The sequence below is a fragment of the Paenibacillus sp. J31R109 genome, from assembly GCF_059692055.1.
Genome location: NZ_JCAUAR010000022.1, coordinates 60,032 through 82,922 on the forward strand (window position 1 = coordinate 60,032; position 22,891 = coordinate 82,922).

The window sequence follows — 22,891 nt, forward strand, 5'->3', positions numbered from 1 at the left end:
GGCATGCAAGGTGTTAATGAGAAGTTGAGCAGCAGGCCGCATAAACTTGCATCCAACCGAGTATGGCGGACATATCATGGCGGTAAAATGCTGGAAGCCTGGCAGGGCGGGGAACAGCCTGCGGACAATTCCATGCCTGAAGAGTGGATTGCTTCCGTGGTACGGGCACGCAATGTGGGCAGGGAGCATATCGTTGAGGGCTTAAGCAGGGTTCTGACGGAAGGTGCTGAAGAAGTTACGTTGCAGGATTTGATAGCAGCGGACCCGGTAGGTTTTCTTGGTGGGCGTCATCATGAGCAATATGGCAGCGAAACAGGTGTGCTAGTCAAGGCATTGGATGCGGCTGAACGCTTGACGATTCAGGTTCATCCGGATCGCGTAATGGCACAGGAGATCTTTCAGTCCCAATTTGGCAAGACAGAAGCGTGGTATATCCTAGGAGGCAGGGAAATAGAGGGACAGCCCCCCTATATTCTATATGGGTTTAAGCCAGGCATGACACGCGACACATGGGAGAAATTGTTCTGGGATCAAGATATTGAAGGCATGATTCAAGCCTTACACAAAATTGAGGTGCAGCCGGGTCAGGTGTTTCTAGTAGAAGGCGGGATGCCGCATGCCATTGGCTCGGGTTGCTTTTTAATAGAAATCCAAGAGCCAACTGACTATACGATTCGGATAGAACGCACGACACCAACTGGTCGTGTGATCCCTGACGCAATGTGTCACCAAGGTGCGGGCTTTGACCGCATGTTCGATTGCTTCCATTACGAAACTTACAGCCTAGATGAGATAAAATCCAGGTATCGTTTGCAGCCGAAGCTGATTCAGAAGACAGAGAGCTTCGAGAAATACGCTCTCCTCTCTTATGAAAATACACCGTACTTTGGATTGGAATCGATTGAGATTAAGAAACAATACGCCTTGCATCAGCATGGCGAGTTTTCGGTGTTGGTTGTTGCAGAAGGAGCAGGCACGCTTTCTTGGGAGAATGGTCGTGTACGCGTAACGCGAGGCGATCAAATCTTTTTGCCAGCAGGGGTGGATGCCCTTATCTGTGAAAGTGAACATGCGGACAAACCGCTGCATCTATTGCGTTGCTTGCCACCTCGTACCTAAATAGAGCTCCTTGTCATTCACAAAGTACGGAGAATATGATACTATTGTTCGTACAAAGGACATACGAGGTGCACGATGCAACAATTAAATCGGGAATTGCCCATTCCGTTATATTATCAAATTTTTCAAATGCTTGAATCCGAGATTTTGGACGGGACCAGGAAATCTGGTGATTACTATTCCACGGAATTGGAGCTTCAGGAACGATTTCAGGTCAGCAGGGCGACCATTCGAAACGCACTCACCATGCTGGAGAACAGTGGTCATATTAATCGGATAACAGGCAAAGGGATTTTTCTTGCTCCTGAGAAGCTGAAAGTAGATTTACCGAATCTGCTAAGCTTTAGTGAAGAAATGAAAAGACGAGGCATGACGCCAGGTTCGCGTCTTCTTGCAGTTGCCTGTATGAATCCTCCGAAGGCAGTCGCTACAGCGTTAGCTTTAGGTCAAGAGGAGCAGGTTGTACTGGTGAACCGTATCCGCACAGGGAATCAGACGCCTATCGTATTTTCGCAAGCCTATCTGCCAATGTCGCTTGGTATGAGCCAAGCGTTGGATTATTCAGGATCGCTGTATGAATTAATTCAGCAGCAGACAGGTCATAGTGTGAGCGAAGCCCATCATGTTATTGAGGGCGCTGTGCTCCAAGGTGAGTCAGCGGAGCATCTTGGACTCGATGCAGGATTCCCAGCATTACGGTTTCATCGAACCGCATTTGATGAATCCGGTCGCCCGTTGGTTTACGAAGATGGTATCATACGAGCTGATATGTATTCTTACGAGATTCGGCTACGAAAAGGTTTTGAAAGCTAAGACAACGCAAAGGAAAGAAATAGATCGTTTATCCAACTCGTTCTTGAGGGATAAGCGATCTTTTTTTCGCGGCTGTGGGCAGGCTGACAAAAATAAAGGTAGACAGATATAGAAGACGTCACCTAATATAATAAGTATGATTGTACGTACAAACATATTTTAATTGTACAAGGAATACGGAAATCAATAATCAAAATCAAAGGGGATGCACGGACACATGGAACAGCGCATGGTAAGGACGGTGCTGGGGGATATTCCCGCAGAGCAATTAGGAATCGTGTATGCACATGAGCATCTCATCATTCAAGGCGGATTAGGGGTAATGAAGAATAAGGATTTGCTTCTGAACCGAATTGATCATGCCATAACCGAGGTACAGGAATGTATGAGCTACGGCGCGCAGACGTTTATTGATTACATGCCCTTGGATTGCGGCCGAAATCCGGTGGCACTCGTGGATATTGCGAAGCAGACAGGCGCTCATATCGTTGCGGTTACTGGCTTTCACAAGCCGATGTATTATGATGATTTGCATTGGATTTATCAGTATTCGGTCGATCAGATTGCAGAGCTTCTCATCGCGGAGTGTGAGGTGGGGATGGATCGACACAGCTATAATGGACCGTTGGTGGATCGGCTATCGGCAAAAGCTGGCGTCCTGAAGGGAGCCTCAGATTACCATGTGACTGCAGCTGTATCGCAAAAGCTGTTTGAAGCCGTCGCTATCGCTCATCTCGCCACAGGGATGCCAATTGCAACGCATACGGAGCACGGGACATGTGGCATGGAGCAGATTACCTTATTGTCCAAATTCGGTGTAGATCCGAAGAATGTCATCATCTGCCATATGGATCGCAATCCGGATCTGTATCTGCATAAGGAACTGGCGGCTACCGGCTGCTTTTTGGAATACGATAATGCCTCCCGAATCAAATATCATTCGGATGCGCATAGCGTTGCACTTATTCGGGGCTTAATCGAGGCTGGCCACGAGCGCCAATTGCTGCTGGGCACGGATTTTGCACTGCGTTCATATTGGAAAGCCTATGGCGGCGGTCCGGGAATGGCTCATATGCTGGCATCTTTCGTCCCAAGGCTCCGTGCAGAAGGCATATCGGATACATATCTCGATCTTATGTTGAAGAGTAACCCAGCAGACGCATATGCCATGAAGAACGTTAACTAAGCGCAGGAGGTGGCCGGCAATGAAATTTCTGAATCAGAGTGCGCTTGTTATCGGCGGTACGGGTGGGATCGGGCTTGAGACGGTAAAACGGCTCTTGGCGCAAGGTGCTCAAGTCGCCGTCATGGGATTAGAGCCCGAGGAGAAGCTTTCGGAAGATCAGATGAGTGTCTTAGCGAATCCGAATGTCCATTATTTTCAAGGCAATGCCGCTGAGACGTTAGATATGGATAGAGTAGCCGCAGAACTAGAGAAACGATTCAACAGACTGGATGTACTTGTTCATGTAGCCGGGATCAGTGCGAGACGTTATGGCGACGGACCACTTGATCAATGTACGGAGCTGGGATGGGATCAGGCGATGAATACAAATGTGAAAAGTGTGTATCAGAGCAATCGCATAGCCTTGCAGCGAATGATGAAACAGCAAAAAGGCGCGATCGTCAATATCTCATCCGTCCTTGGTATGGTGGGAACGAGAGAGCACTTTACGACACATGCGTACGCTGCTAGTCGTGGTGCAGTGATAACGCTTAGTAAATCTGCGGCCGTCTATTATGCCAAAGATCATATTCGCATTAATGTTGTATGCCCAGGGCTGTTAGATACGCCGATGTCGCAGCGGGCCATTCAAGATCCAGTGATCCGCGAAGCGCTAACTGAACATCAACCATTATCCCCGCATGTGGGGTATCCCACCGATGTTGCGGAGGCCATTCTCTTCCTTGCGAGCGAGGATGCTAAGTTTATTACAGGCATTGCATTACCCGTAGATGGCGGTTGGAGCGCACAATAAACCAAACGAAGGAGTGTTAGGTATGACAACAATAAACAATGAGGCTTACCGTGCTTTAGAAACGAATTATATGGATGGCGTGCAGAAAGTAATTCAACGTGTTGAGCAGACACAGATGGAGGCAATCGATCGGGCTACGGAGCTATGTTTTCAAACTATTCATAACGATGGCTTGGTTCACCTATTTGGCAGCGGTCATTCACGGATGGCTGTAGAAGAAATGTATCCTCGTTACGGAAGTTTCCCTGGGTTCCATCCCATGGTGGAGCTATCGCTGACAAATCATCATGCGGTAGTGGGCAGCAATGGTCAGCGTCAGGCGATGTTTCTGGAAAATGTAGAAGGTTTCGGGCGTGTCATTGCCGACAACTTTCATTATGGGGCGCATGACAGCATTATTTTATTCTCCCATAGTGGAGCCGGTAGTGTTGTCATCGATATCGCGTTAGCCATGAAAGAACGGCAGATTCCTATCGTCGCGGTGACTTCGGTGGGACATAGCCAACTTAGCAAATCCAAGCATAGCACGGGGTACAGGTTATTTGAGCTTGCGGATATTGTTATTGATAATGGCGCAGTTCCAGGTGATGCAATGGTCAAAATAGAAGGGCTCCATACGCCGGTTGGTCCTGGTTCGACGATCGGCAACACGATTATCGTGAATTTGATTAAATGTAAAGTTGCTCAAAAGCTTACAGATGCGGGCAAGCCTCCGAAAGTCATCACGAGTGCCATTTTTGTAGGTGATGAAGCCTCTAAGGAATTGTTTAACGCTTCCTACGATGAGTATTGGCGGACAACAAGATCGATCTAATGAAGGAGGGGGCTATACAGTGAGTGCGAATCAGAAAAGTGTAGATGTTCTTGTGCTCGGAGGCGGAGCAGCAGGCGTATGTGCGGCCATTAGTGCTGCACGAAGCGGGTACAACGTACTGCTCGTAGAATCTCAAGGTTGTTTAGGCGGCTCTCGTACAGCGACTGGCGTGGATACGTTTTATGGTTTCTATACGCCCAAAGAACAACGTCGTATAGTTGGCGGGATCCCTTGGGAAATTGCGCAGCACTTGGTATCGCAGAAGGCAGCGTTCGAACGACCGAATACCTACGGTGCAGGTACAGGAATTACCTATGATATCGAAATGCTGAAGATCATTTACGAACGAACGGTACTGGATGCAGGCGCCGAGTTGTTATATCACACCTATGCGAGTGTGGTTCACACGGAAGATGGCGTTATTAGCCGTGTTGTACTAGCCAATAAGCTAGGACTTACTGAAGTAACGGCCCGTATTTACATTGATACAACCGGCGATGGTGATATTGCTGCTCGTGCGGGAGCGCCTTTTGAGAAGAAGGAGGCAGCTGAGCTCCAATCGTTGTCGACAATTTTCTTCATGGCTAATGTAGATACCACAGAAGCGAAGAAAATTTCACACAAAGAGCTAGCGGAGCGCATGAAGGCTGCGAATCAATCGGGACAATATGTGCTACCGCGCGAGGAAGGTTCCTGGCATGTGACCCCGCATCCGGGCGTGATCCAAGCGAACATGGTGCGCGTTAGCGGAATTGATGCGACAGATCCTTATGCGCTGACGTTAGCGGAAGTGGAGGGTCGTCAACAAACGCAACAGTATGTTAATTTTCTAAAAGCTTATGTATCAGGCTTTGAGAATGCCTTTCTGATTAGCACAAGCCACCATATTGGCATCCGTGAAACGAGACGAATCATTGGCGAGTATATCTTAACAGAGGATGACGTTGTCAACGGACGCAAATTTGAAGATGGCATAGTCTGCTGCGGTGCTCCGGTAGAAGATCATGGCTCGGGGAAGGATACGCGTTGGGTTTATGTCGCTGGGGATGGCCATTATCATATTCCTTATCGGTCGTTGCTGCCAACCGGCGTGAACAACCTGCTTGTTGCTGGACGATGTTTGTCGGCAACACATAGTGCTCAAGCCTCAGCACGAAATTCTGCACAGTGCATGGCAATGGGGCAGGCAGTGGGTGTTGCTGCTAGCCTGGCGATCGAGCGGCAGGAAGCCGTCAGGCAAATTCCTGCATATCGCCTTCAAGAGCTGCTTCGTGAACAAGGTGCAATCGTATAAGGAATGACCATGAATTGATCACGTTCTTCCCCGAAATTATCATAGACAGTGCAAAAAGCCAGGGCTAACATGGTATCATAGAGGATAATTGGCAGTAGGTTGTCTGACAAGGGGGAACCGGCGATGGTTAAAATTCTGGTTGTGGATGATGAACCGACAGTAAGTACGGGGATTAAGAGCTATTTGATGAGATCAGAACTGGGAATTGATCATGTGGAAACCGCTTCGAATGGCTTTGAGGCGTTGGATTGCTTACGCATGGACACCTACGATCTCGTTTTGACGGATATTCAGATGGGTATGATGAATGGGATTGAACTGATGGAAGCGATTCTTTTGGAGCAGCCACATCTACCGGTTATCGTAATTTCGGCCCATGAGAAGTTTGATTTTGCCAAGAGAGCACTCAGGTTAGGTGCCAAGGATTATCTAATCAAGCCTGTTGAACTGGATGAGCTGATGCGAGTGGTGGGCAAAGCGCTCCAAGAGAAGAAGGAATTGGGTAGACTGACGTTGCAGCGTCCCGATGTGGATGCAACCCAAGATGTGCTTTTGCTTAAAAAGAGGCACGAAGCGCTTATCGAATTGGTAACGGAGACCGATCTGCAGGACAAAGATTATGAAGATCTTCTGCGTGAAATCGGGAGCTCACTGAAGGATCAAGGTCATTGGTATGGCATTGCCGCAGTTCATTTGAATTTGAGCAAGGGTGGATTTAGCAATCAAGAAATCACATTAATGGATCGCAAATTATTGAAATATGCCTCGGTCAATATATTAGAAGAAAGCCTATCGGATTGGTGCGGCGTAGCTTTTTATGGATTTGGGAATCAGCTTGTTTGTGTGATTCAATTGGAAGCGACTGACTCCGTGGATGCCAGATTGCCGATGAATTCTCAGCTTAATCTAATCGGTCAGACGATTATTTTTAACCTCAAGCAGTATTTGAATGTGGATGTGACGGTCGGGATGAGTACGCTGAGTCTCGATTTGTCCATGCTTCCGAGGTTAATGGAAGAGGCGAATGCGGCGATTGAGTGGCGCAAGCTGCATCCCGATAATCATGTGCTTTATTATGAAGATATGTCGGCCTTGGGCAACATGAGGATGATAGAGTGGGCAGATAAGGTCGAAGAACTTGTTCTTCACATGAAGACCGTGGATGAAGTGCAACTTTCTCAGGAGCTTCAGTCTGCTGTCAAAATATTGTCCAATTTGAGCACCCATTCAGAAGGATTGTTCCACAGCTGCTTTGGATTATTAGTGTACCGGTTGTATGGATTGCTATTCGATAATGGCCAAGAATCGAGCAGTAATTTCCGTCAATTTGACCCTGATGTCTATTTTAGAGGTATGGAAATTAGCCGAAAGGTAGCATCGTTACACGCTTATGTGCAAGGGCTTTCAGAGGTCATTCAGGCTTGTATTAGCGAGCGAGATCAGACGGTTGTGTCCCGCATATCTGCTTACATTTACAATCATTATGGCAATCACGAACTTAAGATTCAGGATATTGCGGGAGAAGTTCATTTCAGTGCGGCATATGTCAGTTATTTATTCAAAAGAGAAACCAACAAAAACGTCTGGGACTTCGTGTCCGAAGTTCGGATCGAAGAGGCCAAGCGCTTGCTTGCCGTTACTGATTTGAAGCGATATGAAATCTCGTATCAAGTGGGGTATCAGTCGCCTGAGCATTTCAGCCGAATGTTCAAGCGTTTCATCGGCATCTCCCCGGCCGATTATCGTAAAGAGATCAGGGGGAATTAAACTGAGGCTCCAATACAAGGTGATTGTTGCATTCTGTTTGTTTATCATCGGGCCATTTCTAATTGTTGGATGGATCTCGTTCTCACGAACTTCTGCAACGATTAAAGATGAAGTTGGGAAGACGATGCTTCAACTAGTCAAGCAGAATCACGCTACGATGGAGAACACGCTATCTTCAGTCAGAGATAAGACGATAACGTTTCTGGATAATCATTTTTTTAGCAACCCCAAGCAATTTGCTTTCTGGACTCATATTGAGACGATTAATGCATTAAGTGAAGCGGATACGATATTAGACCGTTGGTCAACGGATGGCACCGAATATGCGATCTATATGGGGAATAGAGGGAATCAACCCTTTCCAGTGAATGCGCTTTATAAAAAGCAAGGACTTATTTATCTGGATAGCAGCACGACATATCCGGAATGGGCTTTACAGACCCAAGAAGAGAAAGGGGCTGGGAGTCTTCGACTAGCCAAGTCGAGTTCAGGGCAGCCAACGGTCACGTTCACACGAAGTATTTTGAATCCAGAAAAATATGACGAACTGCTTGGCTTTCTTGCTGTTTCCAAACTGGAGGTTGTATTGAACAAAAATCTCGTTTCGGTGCAACTGCCCGATCATGCAGGGGTTTTCTTATTCGATAACCGTGATGAATTGCTGTTGAAGGCCGGTTCCGCAGATATGGAGCTATCCGAATTGCCAGAAGTACTTCGCAATAAAGCAAATGGCTATCATTATTCAGAATCGAAAAATCATAAACACCTCTACGCGGTTTCCTATGAATTTGGTTTCAATACCCGATTGATCTATAAAATTCCGTTGGAATCCATTATGGGGAAACAAACGAGCTTTCAGCAGTTAATTATGGTGATGCTTGCGATTTATCTGATTCTGGTATTGCTGTTCGTCTTGTATTTACTGCGAAATATCATTAAACCTTTGGCACGTTTAGTAACTTTCACACGTGTGTATGAGTTAGGTAGACCCTTTGACTTCGGGAAGTCGTCTTCACGCTCTCGATCGGATGAATTTGGTGTGCTGTATACGGCTTTTATTCGTATGACTGGCAGGCTGAATGAATCGATTGAAGAGAATTATGGGATGAAAATCAAACAAAAGGAACAGGAACTGAACACGCTACATTCCCAGATTACGCCGCATTTACTTTATAATACGTTGGACTCTATCTATTGGTATGCGTTGGAAAGCGGCAATGAGGATGTTGGGGGCATGGTTAAGGATTTATCCAAGCTTCTCCGAATTGGGCTAAGTAAAGGGAAAAGTTTGATTCCGATTAGCGAAGAGTTGGAGCATGTTCGTGCGTATATTCGACTGCAAATGAAGCGCTATCCGGGGAATTTCGAAGTGTTTTGGGATATCGAAGATGATCTCGAAGCGTTTAAAATGCCAAAAGTGATGATTCAACCGCTTGTCGAAAACGCGATTTTTCACGGAATTCAGAGTATGGATGGGGAAGGTCATCTATGGGTTCGTATGAAACGCGAAGGAGCTGAGATTCATATCACCGTTGAAGATAATGGATTTATTCCGGTGAATATCGATAAGCTTCGGATGATAGTCAGTGGGGAAATGGATGACAAAGGCTACGGCATTCGCAATGTTCATCAACGCATTCAGCTGCATTATGGTGATACGTATGGATTGAGTTATCGCTTGAGAGATGGCGGCGGGCTCATATCCACAATCGTAATCCCGATTCAGACAAGTGAATAAGGTATGATTCTGATCCGGCCTGGGGCCGGATTTTTTTTGTTGAATAGAACAGAGCAAGGGGAGTGACGCGTTCGCCCGTCGCACGCTAGCGCACAAATATTGTGCGCTGCAGCTCCGGTAACGCCGTCGCCCGTCGGAAGCGTTACCGGAGCCGCAGCGCTTATGACATTTTACACGCAGCAGTAGTGATTCTTCCGTCCATGTTCTTGCTGAGAATTCATCACGTTCTTATACAGATACATCATCGAAATAGGGGGGCGCGTATCCTATACTAAATATAACAGAGAAAGGAGTGGACGCAGTGAGAGAGACGACCGCACCTCCACAACAGGCCGTGCAGACACGGTATCGTACAAAGCGAAGTAAGATATGGCAGAACTTCTGGCAATTCCGAACATTGACTTTCATGCTCTTGCCTGCAGCCATCGTACTATTGCTTAATAATTATTTACCGATGTTCGGGCTATTCATTGCCTTCAAAAAAATCAACTATGTCGATGGTATTTGGGGCAGCCCGTGGATTGGTTTCGATAATTTCTCCTTTTTATTCAATAATGGATCGCTGTGGAGAATTGTAAGAAATACAGTAGGCTACAGCCTGACATTTATGATTGTGAATTTGATCTTATCGGTGGGTATTGCCTTGGCGCTCAATGAGCTCCGGAGTCGAATAGCGGTGAAGAGTTATCAGACATTCCTGATCATGCCTCATTTTTTATCGATGATCGTCATTAGTTATCTCGTTTACGCGTTCTTGCATCCGACACATGGCTTTATTAATTCGACGGTGATGGCATGGCTGGGTAAAGAACCTGTGTCCTGGTATATGGTGAAGGAATATTGGCCATTTATTCTTACCTTCGTTAACGCATGGAAAGGCGTCGGTATCGGTGCTGTGATCTACATCGCAGCCATCGCCGGTATTGATAGCGAGTATTATGAAGCAGCCGTCATTGATGGAGCCTCAAAGTGGAGACAGATGATGCACATCACAATTCCCTCCATTATGCCCATTATCGTTATCATTACAATTCTAAATATGGGACATGTGTTCAACTCCGATTTTGGACTCTTTTATCAAGTGCCGTTGGATTCTGGAGTCTTATATCCAGCCACCGATACAGTAGATACGTATGTATACCGTGTTTTGACGCAAATGAATGATATTGGCATGTCCTCAGCAGCAGCGATGGCACAGTCGGTTCTAGGCTTCATTATGGTATTTGTAACGAATGGAGCGGTCCGTAAAATAAATAAGGATCAAGCTTTATTCTAATTGATTGGATGGGAAGTGAACCTAATGATTTCCAAATCGTATCGCAGAGAAAATCGCATTTCCCCGTTGGCTGAGACGATCATTAATTTCATATTCGTCTTACTAGCGTTAGCCTGCATACTACCTGTCATTCTCGTCATTATTGTTTCTGTCACACATAATGATTCTTTGATCAATGAGGGATACAGCTTTTTTCCTGAGAAATGGTCGTTAATCGCTTATCAGACCGTATTCAAAGATTTTGCGACGATGGCCAACGCTTACAAAGTTTCAATTGGGATTACTATCGTAGGGACCCTATTAAGTGTCTTACTGATGGCTTTGTACGCGTATCCCTTATCTCGCAAGGATTATCCTTATCGTAACATTTTTACTTTCTTTCTTTTCTTCACGATGTTATTTAATGGGGGATTAGTGAGTAAATACATGATCTATACCCAGACACTTCATCTAAAAGATACCTATATGGCGTTAATATTGCCGCTCTTAATTGTTCCATTCAATGTCATTATTATGCGTACATTTTTCCAGACAACGATCCACCCCGCTTTAATCGAATCAGCGCGAATCGATGGTGCTGGGGAGCTGCGTATCTTCTTACGTATTGTACTTCCCTTATCGCTGCCAGTGTTGGCGACGATGGCCTTATTCTCAACCATTAATTATTGGAACGATTGGTTCAATGCCTTGCTCTTCATCAATAAGGAGCACATGTACCCCATACAGTTCCTCATGTTGCGCGTGCTGAAAGATGTTCAGTACATCCGTGAAAATATGACGATAGCTGCTCAGAATCCAGAGTTGCTTAAGAATTTGCCCAATGAGTCTCTACAAATGGCCTTAGCTTTTATAGCGATGGGACCGATCCTGGTTGTCTACCCGTTCTTTCAAAAATATTTCGTCAAAGGCCTAACGGTCGGTGCCGTTAAAGGTTGATTCACCGGTTGCGAATTGCTGCTCGCTTTCGTCAGCCGATTCATATAACATATTTTATAGGAGGGTCCACCCATGAAACGTAGAAAGTCAGTGATGCTAGCCCCAATGGCGCTAGCACTAGGTTTAACCGCTGTACTACCAGCGTGTTCAAGTGACAAAACAGTAAGTACCTCAGCAAGCCCTGCTGCAACTGCTGCCAGTTCAGCAGCTCCAGCTAGTCCGAAAGCAGCTTTGGAGCCTTATGATGTATCTCTCCTCTATCAAGCAAAACCGATGAAGGACGATGCCCTCGTACAGGAAGAATTGAATAAATATTTGAAAGAAAAAATTAACACAACGGTTTCCCTGCAGCCTATTGCATCTGCAGATTACAAGAAAAAGACCGAGCTGATGATGAATACGGGGGAAAAGATGGATCTCGTATTTACAGCGTCATGGTTAGATTTTTCTGCTAACGTAACCAAAGGAGCTTTCCTTGAGCTCGATTCGCTGCTCGATAAATTTGCACCAGAAACGAAAAAAATGCTTCATCCGCTCTATCTAGAGGCACCACGCTTTAAAGGTAAATTGTATGCGATTCCAACGGATAAAGAAATCACACAGGGGAAAGCCTGGACATTCCGTAAGGATATCATTGATAAGTATCAAATTCCGATTGATAAGATTAATAAGGTAGAAGAATTGGAACCGTATTTTGAAAAAATTAAAAAAGATAATCCCGATATCATCAATAACTATGTCTCTGGCGGGACTGCGAATGGTTCAAGCTTCATGATGTATGAATCCAAATCGAATTATCGTCCAATCGGGCCAACTCCTGGTAAAATGCCGACGTTCTTCTTGGATTATAAGTCAACGGATATGAAGGTCAAAACAGTGCTGGATCAAGATATCGTGGATTTGAATAAAGCCGATGCCGAGACGTACCGTAAATATTTTGAAAAAGGATACACGAATGCGGATGCAGCTACGGTAACGACCAATATTGGGGAGATCCGTAAGCAGGGTAAAATTTGGGTGCAATCGACCGTGTGGAAGCCAGGTTCTGATATTGAGTTGAAGATTGCCGATAACGGCGCGTATGACTGGGTTTCCCACGTTATTGAGGAGCCAATTGTGACGACAGATCTGGCTACAGGTTCCATGTTGTCTATTTCCAGAACATCGAAAAATCCAGAGAGAGCCATGATGGTACTCAACTATCTGCATACAGATCCGTATGTGATCAATCTTTTAGTGAATGGGATCGAAGGTAAGCACTATAAAAAAGTGGGACCTAACCGCATCGAGCCAATCAAAGATTCTGGCTATGACAGCCAAGTGTTCTGGGTACTGGGTAACCAATTCCTGAACTACATGAAACCAGGTCAACCTGATGATCTGTATGATAGCTGGAAAAAATTCAACAATGACGCGAAGCGCTTCCCATTAATTGGATTTGTTTTCGATGATACGAATGTGAAGAACGAGGTTGCGCAATTGACGACGATTGTGAATGAGTACAAAGTGATCGCCACAGGAGCTGTTCCTAATCCATCCAAACTGATCGATGAGCGTAACGCGAAGCTGAAAGCAGCAGGACTTGAAAAAGTGAGTGCTGAGCTACAGAAGCAAATCGATGCTTGGTGGAAAGAGAACAAAAAATAAGAAGAGCCAGAGGTGATTCACGTTGAAACCCCAGAACCTCATCTACACGTTCGTCAGCTATGCGTCTCATTATGATACCCCTTGGGGACGTGGAGTAGCGGTTGATGGTGTAGAGCGGACAGCAAGATTAGCCCATGCGCATGGCATACCCGTGACATGGATCGTCAACCGTGGCTCAGTTCCCGTACTGGGTGAGCAAATTCGGCAATGGCATGAGGCCTATGGCGATGATATCATTCTTCAAAGCCCTTTCTTTATGGAAGATTGCGGGATGTCCAAGGACGCATTTAAAGCCAGGCTTGCGAGCGATTGGCAGCTCGTGCAAGAAGCATTTCCTTGGGCGACGACCAAGGTTGCAGCCAGAGGCAAGATTTACAATGAAGTGATCGAAGTACTGGAGGAACTGGATTTCCAGGGCATGTGGGGTTATTGTTGGGAGCAAGTATGGTGGGACGGGATTACTCATAAGGGTATCCCGTGGGGCTCCTGGTATGTTGATAGCCATCGGTACAAAGTGCCGCATCCGGGTAAAGGTCAGGTGGTCGCCTGCGAGTGGACGGCTCGTGATTTGCACGCGTCGTATCACACAGGCAGTCCGGTCATTTACTCGACTGACCCCAATGATGTGCTGCGCGCTGGATTGTGTACTGGCGACGATATTACGTATTGGCAGATGTTGTTTGACGAATATTTGGAAAATACGGACCATAATGATCAGGTGTTTTTTCTTCAGCAGCAAGAGGCGCATGAGATGGAGTTCACCGATCGCTTTCAAGTGTTTCCGGCTTCACACGTGGAGGCTTGCGCAGGGATGCTAGACCGATTCTTCGCCTATGTGGCGGGATGTGGTGCAACCCTGACAACAGTGCCGAAGGCGCTTGCAATGTATCATGAGCACAATGCAAGTACGGCGAAGTCCTACATGTTAACCAAGGATAAGCCGATTCGCCCGGAAGTGAACGACTATACGATGACACTTGGCGGTGTGGCCCCTGGCCCTTGGCCGGATACGTTTCTCTTCTATGACAGCCAGTGTCAGATGATTTTCGTCAAAGGGGAATGCAAACCACGGCTTGTCCGCAACTATGTCGGCCAGTGGAACATGCAGGATGAATTCGAGGAAAAAGTTCCCCCGTTATTCATCACCACGTACGAGAAAACGAGCGATCGGATCGAGCTAGTGTACGAGATCGGCAACTGGAAGCCGATGCCGTTCGGGCTGGTTTACTGGGATGATGAGCTAGGCGGCTATGAGATCGAAAGCTGCTCAGGTGATGTAGAGACGAAGAAGATTAAGGATGAGTTGGTTTTCCTTCGCTTCAATCTGACGGGCGAGAAGAGAACGATTCGCTTGGTGTTAAGCAAAAAGCAGTGAGTTGAGGGAGCCTCGCGGGTGCGGGGCTTCTTTTTATTGCAGGGCGTTAGTAGGAGCTTTGTGCGCTCTGTCTGGTGCGCTAAGCTTATGCTGCTGCCGCCGGGGTGCTTGCGCAAAGCTTTTGATTCCGCTGCCGGGTGAGTTAAAAGCGTCTCCTTGCGACGCCGGAATCCGCGTATAGTCCGATTTCCCCGAACTAAATCGCGGTTTCAGCGTGAAAAATGACCAATAGTCCGATTATGCCGAACTAAATAACCATTTTTCGTGGGGGATGACTGATTTCGGCGGTTTAGTTGGGCAAATTCGGACTAATGAAAGGAAGAGTGATTGGGCAGCGGAAATAGTTCGGTAAAATCGGACTGCTGGTGGTTCGGGAGAAGTGATTCGGGTGCAGATGTGTCATTGAGTAAGGAGATAGTCGATGAAACCGACTAACTCAGTGGGTAGGGAGGCACGTTTGTTCCAGCTGATTATGCGCACTTACTCTCCGCCAAACATCAACCAGAATCCATCACAAGAAGTCGAGTTTACATCATCGCTCGGCCTAAGAAGGTTAAGTATAATTAGTTTGTAAGCGATTTCACCATACTTTTAGCATGGGAGGAATGTTAATGTCCAGCACCACTCGGATGAAAGGAAGGGTAAGTAAATTTTGGTGTCTTTGCTTAGGGCTGATTCTCGCCTTAAACGCGCTTCTGATCGCGCCAAGCACAAGCTCAGCTGCTGTTACGCCACTGCCAGGTCCAGCAAATCCACTAATGTACGACGACTTCAGTGGAGGAGGTCTTTACAAACAGAATTGGATGAACTGGTTTAACCAAGCTGGTGGTACAGGTACTTTTTCGAAGACGACTGTGGATTCACGTCAGGTAGGATTGTTTACTCAAACACCGACTTCGAGTTCTTCGTGGGCCAAATTTCAGCCTATGAATGAGACGGTTGATTTGACGGGCTATCGTTACTTGAATGTCACCATGAAAAATCCGGGTTACGCGAATTCACTTATACGCGTTGTGGTCGGGGACGGAACGACGAATTATAACTTAACCGCTGGCTGGGTTGCGATCCCAACAACCTGGACGACAAGTCAATTTGATTTGAACGCATTGACGCCAGCCCTGAACAAAAAGACAGCTAGGTTTGAAATCTGGCTTCGTCAGTCCGGTGGCACGTATGGGGAGACACTCATTGATGACATCTTTGCATCGACGGATAGCAGTGGTACCGCACCTACGTTAACAGGTAGTATGACGGCCAACTCGGCGAGTGGCTATAATCAGAATACCTCGTTTACATTTAAAGCAACGTATACGGATGTGGACAACGAGAAGCCATTCGCTATGCAGCTTGTTGTGGATGATACCCTCTATGATATGAGGGAAGAGGACAATGGGGACACCAATTACGCGAATGGCAAAAACTATTATTACATTACGAAACTTCCTGTAGGTTCGCACACGTATTATTTCCGAACGGCCGACTTAACGTCGAATCCCGTATCGACGACAGTCCAGAATGGACCCGTCGTTACGAGCACCGCGCAGGTGATTGATGTCACGGTTAGCCAAGCAGGTTACAATGCCGGTGCCTTTAAGAATGCCAAGGTAACATCACAACTTGCGTTGACGGATTTGTCCTATGTCGTCAAAAATGGCGCTACAGTTGTGAGCACAGGAAATATGACATATGACGGATTTTTCTGGAATAAGCACGTTTATTCCATCGATTTCTCGTCTATCACAGCAAGTGGAACGAATTATACCATTGTCAGTAACAGCATTTCATCATTCCCATTTGCGATTCAACCGAACATTTGGACGAATTACAAGGATGAAATGACAGCGTTCTATCGTATCTTGCGTGCGAGTGTGGCGACGTCGGATGCCTATCCTGCTGGATATAGCTCGGTAGCACCATCGGCCAATATTTTCCATGCGGCTGGCCATTTGGACGATGCACAGTCAGCGGATGGATTAACGCATTATGACTTAACGGGAAGCTGGTATGATGCCGGAGATTACGGCAAATACGGAGGCAATCAGTGGGTAGGCAGTGAAATTGCCTTAGCTTATATAAGGCATGCCGACGCAGCTAGCTCCAAGTTCGATAATGACAGCAATGGTATTCCTGATCTTGTCGATGAAGCTGTATTTGGCAGTGAGTATTTAGTCAAATTTGCCAATCAACTCGGTGGCGAAATTTATGATCTCAAGAACAATGCAAGCTTCGTTCATCCGAATAAGTCGACCGATAACATCAACGGCACAGCGGACGATCGCAAGCTCTCCGGCTTAGGCGTGGGTGGGTCAGCGAAAGCAGCTGGAACGCTTGCAGCAACAGCAAGAGCTATCCGCACGGCAATTACCAAGGGGGATATTGCGCCTGCCAAGGTCACAGCTCTCACAACGTTCGCGAACAATTGTGAAGCTGCCGCTGTTGTATTTTACAATTATGTCGTCGCTAATCCGAATGGGCCAGTAGGTTCCTACTCAACGCGTGGCGGCATTCCAAATTCCAAGCTTCTTGCGGATGTTGAGCTCTACCTTTTAACAAATAATGTATCTTACAAAAATGCAGCAACAGCCAATATCAACACACTCACGTTTGCCGATTTGGCCTCAACAAACTATTGGGATATGAGACCGATGTCCTTGGCTGAATTCTACCCTGTGGCTGATTCTGCAACGCAATCTCACATTCAGCAGCTGTTGAAGCAGCAGGTTGACTTCTTCTTGTCCTCAGCAGATGACACACCTTATAGCGTGCTGAACCAATTTAAGAATTTCGGCGTGAATGAGCCGCACGTATCTTACCTTGGTGACATGATGCGCTACTATGAACTCTTCCAGGATCCTGCAGCGCTGCGCGCGGTGGAGAAGGGGATGTACTGGGTTTTTGGGGAAAATCCATGGAATATGAGTTGGGTTTCTGGAATTGGTTCAGACTTCGTTACATACCCGCATACCCGATTTGACGAAGGTTCGAATTCCAAACTCGGTGCTGGCGTCGTGTTCCCTGGCGCGATGGTCAGTGGTCCCAATATGAAAGATACCAAAGATAAAACAAGTGTCAGCCCGTGGTATGAAGATCGTTCACTGTATCAAGATGATACGAACCAATGGCGTTATAACGAGTTCAGCATTAGTATTCAAGCGGGTCTTCTCTACACGATTATGGGATTAAGCGCGAATGCAACCGCAAGTTCCACAGGAGGAACGACACCATCTGTTCTGCCAATTACCTCACCAACGATTGGCGATTATGTTCGGGGTAACGTAACCGTGTTCAGCGGGGCTACAACTGGATTGAGCAACATCCAGTACTCGACAACTGGTACGACAGGCACATTTCTGCCGATGTCTGTCTCTGGCGCCGTATATGCAGCGACGGTCGATGAAAGTGCGTCCGTTGCCTATGCGAATAAACGTGTGGATATCCGAGGCACAGATGCTTCAGGTAAACAGAGTTACAGCTCCACACACTACACAGTTGCTGCACCTTTGCCAGATCCTTCAACTCCACTGATTTATGATGACTTTGGCGGTGGCGGTATTTGGGGTTCGGTTGGAGGAAATGGGGAATGGGTGAACTGGTACACGCAAAATGGGGGGACAGCCGCCTTCGTGAAAACAACGTTGGATGGCTTAACGGTTGGTAAATTCTCACAAACGCCGACGGCCGTTAATTCCTATGCTAAATTCCAACCTTGGCACGATTTCCTTGATTTATCTGGCTACCGTTATCTCAATTTCAAGGTCAAGAATCCAAGCCATACCAACTTAAAAATGAAAATTGAATTAAATGATGGTACACGCACCTATAATTTGACAGGCGGCTGGGTAACTGTTCCTACTACTTGGACCGATTTATCTTATAATTTGGACACCCTTACACCTGTCATAAATAAAAAGAAAACGACCATGTCCATCTGGTTGAACCAAACAGCTGTAGGCTATGGTGAGATGTTTATGGATGAGATTAAAGCTACGAATGTAGCGAGTGGAACAGCGCCGACACTTAGTGCGATGAGTGTAGATCAAGCTTCAGGTGATGCAGCGACTAACTTTACTTTCAATACCACATACACGGACGCGCAAAATGAGAAACCATTCGCCATGGAGCTTATCTTGGATGGTATCGTTCGTCAAATGGAAGCTGTGGATCCAGCAGATGTTACTTACAGCGACGGTAAGGCTTATAAATATACAACCAAATTGCCGGTAGGTAACCATTCTTATTATTTCCATACGACGGATACCACTTCAAATGCAGTAAGCAGCGCGGTTCAAACAGGGCCAACTGTTACGCAGCAATTGCTTTTCAATGATTTTAACAACGGCCTTGCGACGGGTTGGACTCCTACGAGCGGCACTTGGTCTGTACAATCGTCACAGTACAGCGGGCAAGCGGGCAGCGCCAGCAGTTTCTCGGTTGCAGGTGATTCTACATGGACGGACTACACCCTTGAAGCGAAGGTCAGTATTACCAACAACACCAACGGCAACAAGGATGCAGGTCTATTAGTTCGCTACACAGACGTTGATAACCACTACTTGCTTCTCTTGAAAAACAATGATCGAACCGGCAGAAAGATGGAGTTAATCAAATCGGTCGCTGGCGTCAAAACCGTACTGGGCTTTACTAATCCTAGTATAGCTGCCGACACGTTTTACACGTATAAAATTGTTTTAAATGGCAGTACAATTACCGTCTACAAAGACGGTGTACAGCAGTTCAGTGTAGTAGATACGTCTCTGGTAAGCGGGAAGATCGGAGCACGGACGTATGCGAATACGAAAGCCTATTTTGATGATGTGCTAGTAACGAAATAGCTATAAGGTATGCGGCTTCCAGTCATGTGACTGGAAGCTTTTTCGTAACGAAAAGAAAAACCGCCCTGCGAGACGCGCAAGACGGTGCCGAAAACAAAATTTCTGGAAACCAAAGGAATGATTTTACGTAAGAGGAGATATCCCTACAATTATTAGGGGGTACAGTTAAATTTATGAAGCAATTCACCGAACCTTATCTGATCTTCCGAAGTCCAATCTTGCAAATGCTTTGTTAAATAGGCTAATCGTAATTGTTTATTTAACGCCAATTCCGCTATGCCGCTTTCTGTAATTTGCAGGGAATACGCGCGACCGTCTTGCGGATCGGGTATTCGAAACACATAGCCTTTTTGCTCAAGTGCGGCTGTTTGTCTGCTAATGGTCGACATATCGAGATGGAATTCCTCGGCTAATGCTTTGACACCGGCGGACCCATGAGAGGAAATTTGATGGAGTAATAAGTAGGCTGCACGATCCAAATTACCGACTTTTTTATTGGTAGTTGCGGCTATAAAACGGCGTATAAATACGGCTAATTCAATCTCAATGGATTCAATGGGAGTTTTTGTCATTGTGTACCTCGTATTTAGGTGTTTTCATTCATTTATGCTTGTATCGTAACACACAGCGAATGATTTGAATATGTTCCAAATAGGAGTAAACGACTTTATATAAGGATTGACTTCACTCGACATAGTTGTATAATGCAAGTATATAGTGTCATGATACTTCTTCTTTCAACAGAAGGCAATAGCAGACGGGAGTGGGCACATTTTGAAGGCAAAGGAAATTATGGTTCGCCAGGTGTATAAGGTAAAAGAGGAAGACACGGTTCGCGCGGTTATTGAGAAGTTTCTCAGTCATCGAATTAGCGGACTTCCTGTCGTGAACGATCGGAATGAAGTCGTCGCCTATATTAGTGATGGAGATATTATGCGATATATCGGCAAGCACGATGATTATATTTTCGGGTCGTATCTATACACCGCTGTGATCAAAGGTGATAATAATGAGTTCCAAGATAGAGTGCGCAACTTGCTGCCTTTGAATGTGATGAAAATAGCTCAAAAGAAAGTGATTGCTGTAGATGCTGAAGAGGATATTGAGCAAATCGCGGCGATATTGGGTAAGAAACGGATAAAGAAGTTACCTGTTCTTAACCGTGGTGTACTCGTAGGAATCATTAGTAGAGGAGATGTAATTCGACATTCCTTCCAGTCCATTTTTTGACCATGTTATAAATGAAAGGAGCTATCTGTATGTTGGAAAAGCTCAGACATCGCTTGTTTTTATTTCCATTATTTATTGTTATTAAAATTTATGTCGCTTGGATGATTTTATTTGAAACAGGTCCATCAGCGAGAATTCTGTTAACAGAAATTCCAGCGATTTTGATCACGTATTGTGTAATTGAGTACGTTGTGAAGAAGCATAAGCTCGCTTGGTATTTGGCTGTTGATCTGATTATTACCGTTTTGTTTTTTGCACTCGTTATCTATTATAAACATTTCGGCGTTATTGCGACGTACCATGTATTAACGCAAGCCAAGCAAGTTGGCGCAGTCCAGAAGAGTATTTTCTCTGTCATCGAGCCCCAGTATCTGCTGTTCTTCTTGGACATTGTCATTGTGGGACTCTTTGCATTCATGAAGCCTAAAACAAGAGAATGGAAGCCGCTTAGCATGAAAATCGTTGCTAGTGTCGCTTGCTTCTCTTTACTACTTTGTGCACTTAGTGTGATTCCTAACCGTAGTTCCTTTAATGAAAATGTAAAAGCAAGCAAAATGGGCATCTTAAATTATGAAATGTACAATTTGCTTTCTCAGAAGAAAGAAGAAATAATTAGTCCCGATCTGATTACTCAGACAGCGATTGATAGCTTAAAGAATAAAGCAGTCGTTGAACAGCCCGTCCTGCACGGCGCGGCGAGCGGGAAGAATTTGATCATAATTCAAATGGAATCTTTTCAAAACTTTCTCATCGGATTGCATATTGATGGAAAAGAAATTACGCCGAATTTGAATCGGTTGGCTGGGTCCAGCTATTATTTCCCGAAATTTTATCAGCAAATTGGTCAAGGGAACACGTCAGATGCTGAGTTCATCGTGAACACGTCTTATTATGTACCTCCCGATGGCGCGGCTACACAAGTTTATGGGAAGAAGGATTTACCTAGCCTTCCTAAGCTCCTTCAGAAGCAAGGCTACACGACGATGAATTTCCATACGAATGAAGTTGGATTCTGGAATCGGGATGATTTATATCAAGCCATTGGTTACGATCGGTACTATGATAAGCAATACTTCAAAGATGAGGATGCGTTCTTCTATGGCTCGTCCGATGAAGTGTTGTACAGGAAGACGGCTGAGGAATTAGCTGGCTATCAAAAGCAAGGAACACCATTTTACGCACATGTCATCTCTATGAGCTCTCACAACCCGTTTACGATACCGGAAGAAAAGTATAAGATGACATTGCCTGAGCGTTACGAGGGCACCTTTGTAGGCGATTATATACGCGCAGAAAACTATGCGGATTATGCACTTGGTTTGTTTATCGATGATTTGAAAAAGCGGGGCATATGGGAGAACAGTGTCGTGGTTCTCTACGGCGATCACCGCGGCCTTCCTTTATTTTCTTTGAAAGCTGACGACAAAGCGCTGATGACGGAGATTCTTGGTCATGAATACGGCGAAAAAGAACTCATCAATATTCCTCTTATTATCGCGTCCGAAGGCGTGACCACGCCTCAAGTGAAAATGCAGTTAGGTGGTCAAGTTGATATTTTACCTACGGTTGCTAACCTTCTAGGTGTTTCGTTGACTGACTACATTCACTTTGGTCAAGATTTGCTTAATCAGACATCCTACAATTTATTGCCCCAACGTTACTACCTGCCGACAGGCTCGTTTGTAAACAACGAAGAACTCTTTATGTCGGGAAAAGGGTTTGAGGATGGCAATTATTTTACACTTGCCGGCAACGCCACCGAGCATCAATCGGCGACGGAAGACGAGTTTAATCATTCGTTGAAGCTGCTGCAATTGTCAGATAGCTTTGTGAGCCAGCTCCCTGATCGTGCGGAGCCTGAGTAACCTGGAATTATACGATTCACTCAAGCTCAAGATAAGATGATGCCATCATCTTATCTTGGGCTTTTTGCTATTCTCGCGGGAAATAGAGTGATGGCTGGACCTCTGTCAAGAAAATAGACACCTCTTAAGAGAATTAACAAACATTTTTATAGTAGTTTTCTTCGAATCTAACTGGTGAAAGGTAACCCAAAGAACCATGGATCCTT

The 22,891-nt window shown here is 45.8% G+C and carries 16 protein-coding genes; 15 read left to right on the forward strand and 1 reads right to left on the reverse strand.

The annotated features are described in order from the left end of the window. The first annotated feature begins 3 nt into the window (after positions 1-3). The 13 genes from AC58QT_RS31630 to AC58QT_RS31690 all read left to right on the forward strand — a co-directional run bounded on the left by AC58QT_RS31630 (position 4) and on the right by AC58QT_RS31690 (position 19,590). Positions 4-1,119 carry a type I phosphomannose isomerase catalytic subunit gene (locus AC58QT_RS31630; RefSeq protein WP_497412501.1) on the forward strand — a complete coding sequence of 372 codons (1,116 nt, stop codon included), beginning with the start codon at positions 4-6 and terminating at the stop codon, positions 1,117-1,119. Positions 1,120-1,194: 75 nt separating this feature from the next. Beyond that, positions 1,195-1,932: a GntR family transcriptional regulator gene (locus AC58QT_RS31635; protein WP_497412485.1), complete on the forward strand. Its 738-nt coding sequence runs from the start codon at positions 1,195-1,197 to the stop codon at positions 1,930-1,932. Positions 1,933-2,149: 217 nt separating this feature from the next. Further along, positions 2,150-3,118, forward strand: a complete 969-nt coding sequence (locus AC58QT_RS31640; protein ID WP_497412486.1) for a phosphotriesterase family protein — start codon at positions 2,150-2,152, stop codon at positions 3,116-3,118. A gap of 19 nt (positions 3,119-3,137) precedes the next feature. Next, positions 3,138-3,911 carry an SDR family NAD(P)-dependent oxidoreductase gene (locus AC58QT_RS31645; protein WP_497412487.1) on the forward strand — a complete coding sequence of 258 codons (774 nt, stop codon included), beginning with the start codon at positions 3,138-3,140 and terminating at the stop codon, positions 3,909-3,911. 22 nt (positions 3,912-3,933) lie between these two features. After that, positions 3,934-4,725, forward strand: coding sequence for a sugar isomerase domain-containing protein (locus AC58QT_RS31650; protein WP_497412488.1), 792 nt, complete (start codon positions 3,934-3,936; stop codon positions 4,723-4,725). A gap of 19 nt (positions 4,726-4,744) precedes the next feature. After that, positions 4,745-6,019 (forward strand): FAD-dependent oxidoreductase, encoded by a 1,275-nt coding sequence (locus tag AC58QT_RS31655; protein WP_497412489.1) that lies wholly within the window; start codon positions 4,745-4,747, stop codon positions 6,017-6,019. Positions 6,020-6,142: 123 nt separating this feature from the next. Continuing rightward, complete coding sequence (locus AC58QT_RS31660; RefSeq protein WP_497412490.1) at positions 6,143-7,786, forward strand: response regulator transcription factor; 1,644 nt, start codon at positions 6,143-6,145, stop codon at positions 7,784-7,786. A gap of 19 nt (positions 7,787-7,805) precedes the next feature. After that, the gene (locus AC58QT_RS31665; protein ID WP_497412491.1) at positions 7,806-9,524 is read left to right on the forward strand and encodes a sensor histidine kinase; all 1,719 of its coding nucleotides are present in this window, start codon (positions 7,806-7,808) and stop codon (positions 9,522-9,524) included. Between the two features lie 301 nt (positions 9,525-9,825). Continuing rightward, positions 9,826-10,800: an ABC transporter permease gene (locus AC58QT_RS31670; RefSeq protein WP_497412492.1), complete on the forward strand. Its 975-nt coding sequence runs from the start codon at positions 9,826-9,828 to the stop codon at positions 10,798-10,800. 24 nt (positions 10,801-10,824) lie between these two features. After that, positions 10,825-11,736, forward strand: coding sequence for a carbohydrate ABC transporter permease (locus tag AC58QT_RS31675; protein WP_497412493.1), 912 nt, complete (start codon positions 10,825-10,827; stop codon positions 11,734-11,736). 72 nt (positions 11,737-11,808) lie between these two features. Continuing rightward, positions 11,809-13,383 (forward strand): ABC transporter substrate-binding protein, encoded by a 1,575-nt coding sequence (locus AC58QT_RS31680; RefSeq protein ID WP_497412494.1) that lies wholly within the window; start codon positions 11,809-11,811, stop codon positions 13,381-13,383. A 22-nt stretch (positions 13,384-13,405) separates the two neighbouring features. After that, on the forward strand, positions 13,406-14,758 hold the full coding sequence (locus AC58QT_RS31685) for a hypothetical protein (protein ID WP_497412495.1): 1,353 nt from the start codon (positions 13,406-13,408) through the stop codon (positions 14,756-14,758). Between the two features lie 611 nt (positions 14,759-15,369). Next, the gene (locus tag AC58QT_RS31690; protein ID WP_497412496.1) at positions 15,370-19,590 is read left to right on the forward strand and encodes a glycoside hydrolase family 9 protein; all 4,221 of its coding nucleotides are present in this window, start codon (positions 15,370-15,372) and stop codon (positions 19,588-19,590) included. Positions 19,591-19,742: 152 nt separating this feature from the next. Here the strand turns inward: AC58QT_RS31690 and AC58QT_RS31695 are convergent, their stop codons facing one another. After that, positions 19,743-20,162: a MarR family winged helix-turn-helix transcriptional regulator gene (locus AC58QT_RS31695; RefSeq protein ID WP_497412497.1), complete on the reverse strand. Its 420-nt coding sequence runs from the start codon at positions 20,160-20,162 to the stop codon at positions 19,743-19,745. Positions 20,163-20,364: 202 nt separating this feature from the next. On the opposite strand from AC58QT_RS31695, the gene AC58QT_RS31700 reads away from it, so the two are divergent. Together AC58QT_RS31700 and AC58QT_RS31705 are read left to right on the forward strand one after the other, a co-directional pair. Next, on the forward strand, positions 20,365-20,820 hold the full coding sequence (locus tag AC58QT_RS31700) for a CBS domain-containing protein (RefSeq protein WP_497412498.1): 456 nt from the start codon (positions 20,365-20,367) through the stop codon (positions 20,818-20,820). A 29-nt stretch (positions 20,821-20,849) separates the two neighbouring features. Further along, positions 20,850-22,685 carry an LTA synthase family protein gene (locus tag AC58QT_RS31705; protein WP_497412499.1) on the forward strand — a complete coding sequence of 612 codons (1,836 nt, stop codon included), beginning with the start codon at positions 20,850-20,852 and terminating at the stop codon, positions 22,683-22,685. The last annotated feature ends 206 nt before the right edge of the window (positions 22,686-22,891 follow it).

Bases quoted from the DNA above. Each gene is read 5' to 3' on its own strand.
- AC58QT_RS31630 (WP_497412501.1), top strand. From the start codon at position 4: ATGCAAGGTGTTAATGAGAAGTTGAGCAGCAGGCCGCATAAACTTGCA.
- AC58QT_RS31635 (WP_497412485.1), top strand. From the start codon at position 1,195: ATGCAACAATTAAATCGGGAATTGCCCATTCCGTTATATTATCAAATT.
- AC58QT_RS31640 (WP_497412486.1), top strand. From the start codon at position 2,150: ATGGAACAGCGCATGGTAAGGACGGTGCTGGGGGATATTCCCGCAGAG.
- AC58QT_RS31645 (WP_497412487.1), top strand. From the start codon at position 3,138: ATGAAATTTCTGAATCAGAGTGCGCTTGTTATCGGCGGTACGGGTGGG.
- AC58QT_RS31650 (WP_497412488.1), top strand. From the start codon at position 3,934: ATGACAACAATAAACAATGAGGCTTACCGTGCTTTAGAAACGAATTAT.
- AC58QT_RS31660 (WP_497412490.1), top strand. From the start codon at position 6,143: ATGGTTAAAATTCTGGTTGTGGATGATGAACCGACAGTAAGTACGGGG.
- AC58QT_RS31675 (WP_497412493.1), top strand. From the start codon at position 10,825: ATGATTTCCAAATCGTATCGCAGAGAAAATCGCATTTCCCCGTTGGCT.
- AC58QT_RS31680 (WP_497412494.1), top strand. From the start codon at position 11,809: ATGAAACGTAGAAAGTCAGTGATGCTAGCCCCAATGGCGCTAGCACTA.
- AC58QT_RS31690 (WP_497412496.1), top strand. From the start codon at position 15,370: ATGTCCAGCACCACTCGGATGAAAGGAAGGGTAAGTAAATTTTGGTGT.
- AC58QT_RS31695 (WP_497412497.1), bottom strand. From the start codon at position 20,162: ATGACAAAAACTCCCATTGAATCCATTGAGATTGAATTAGCCGTATTT.
- AC58QT_RS31705 (WP_497412499.1), top strand. From the start codon at position 20,850: ATGTTGGAAAAGCTCAGACATCGCTTGTTTTTATTTCCATTATTTATT.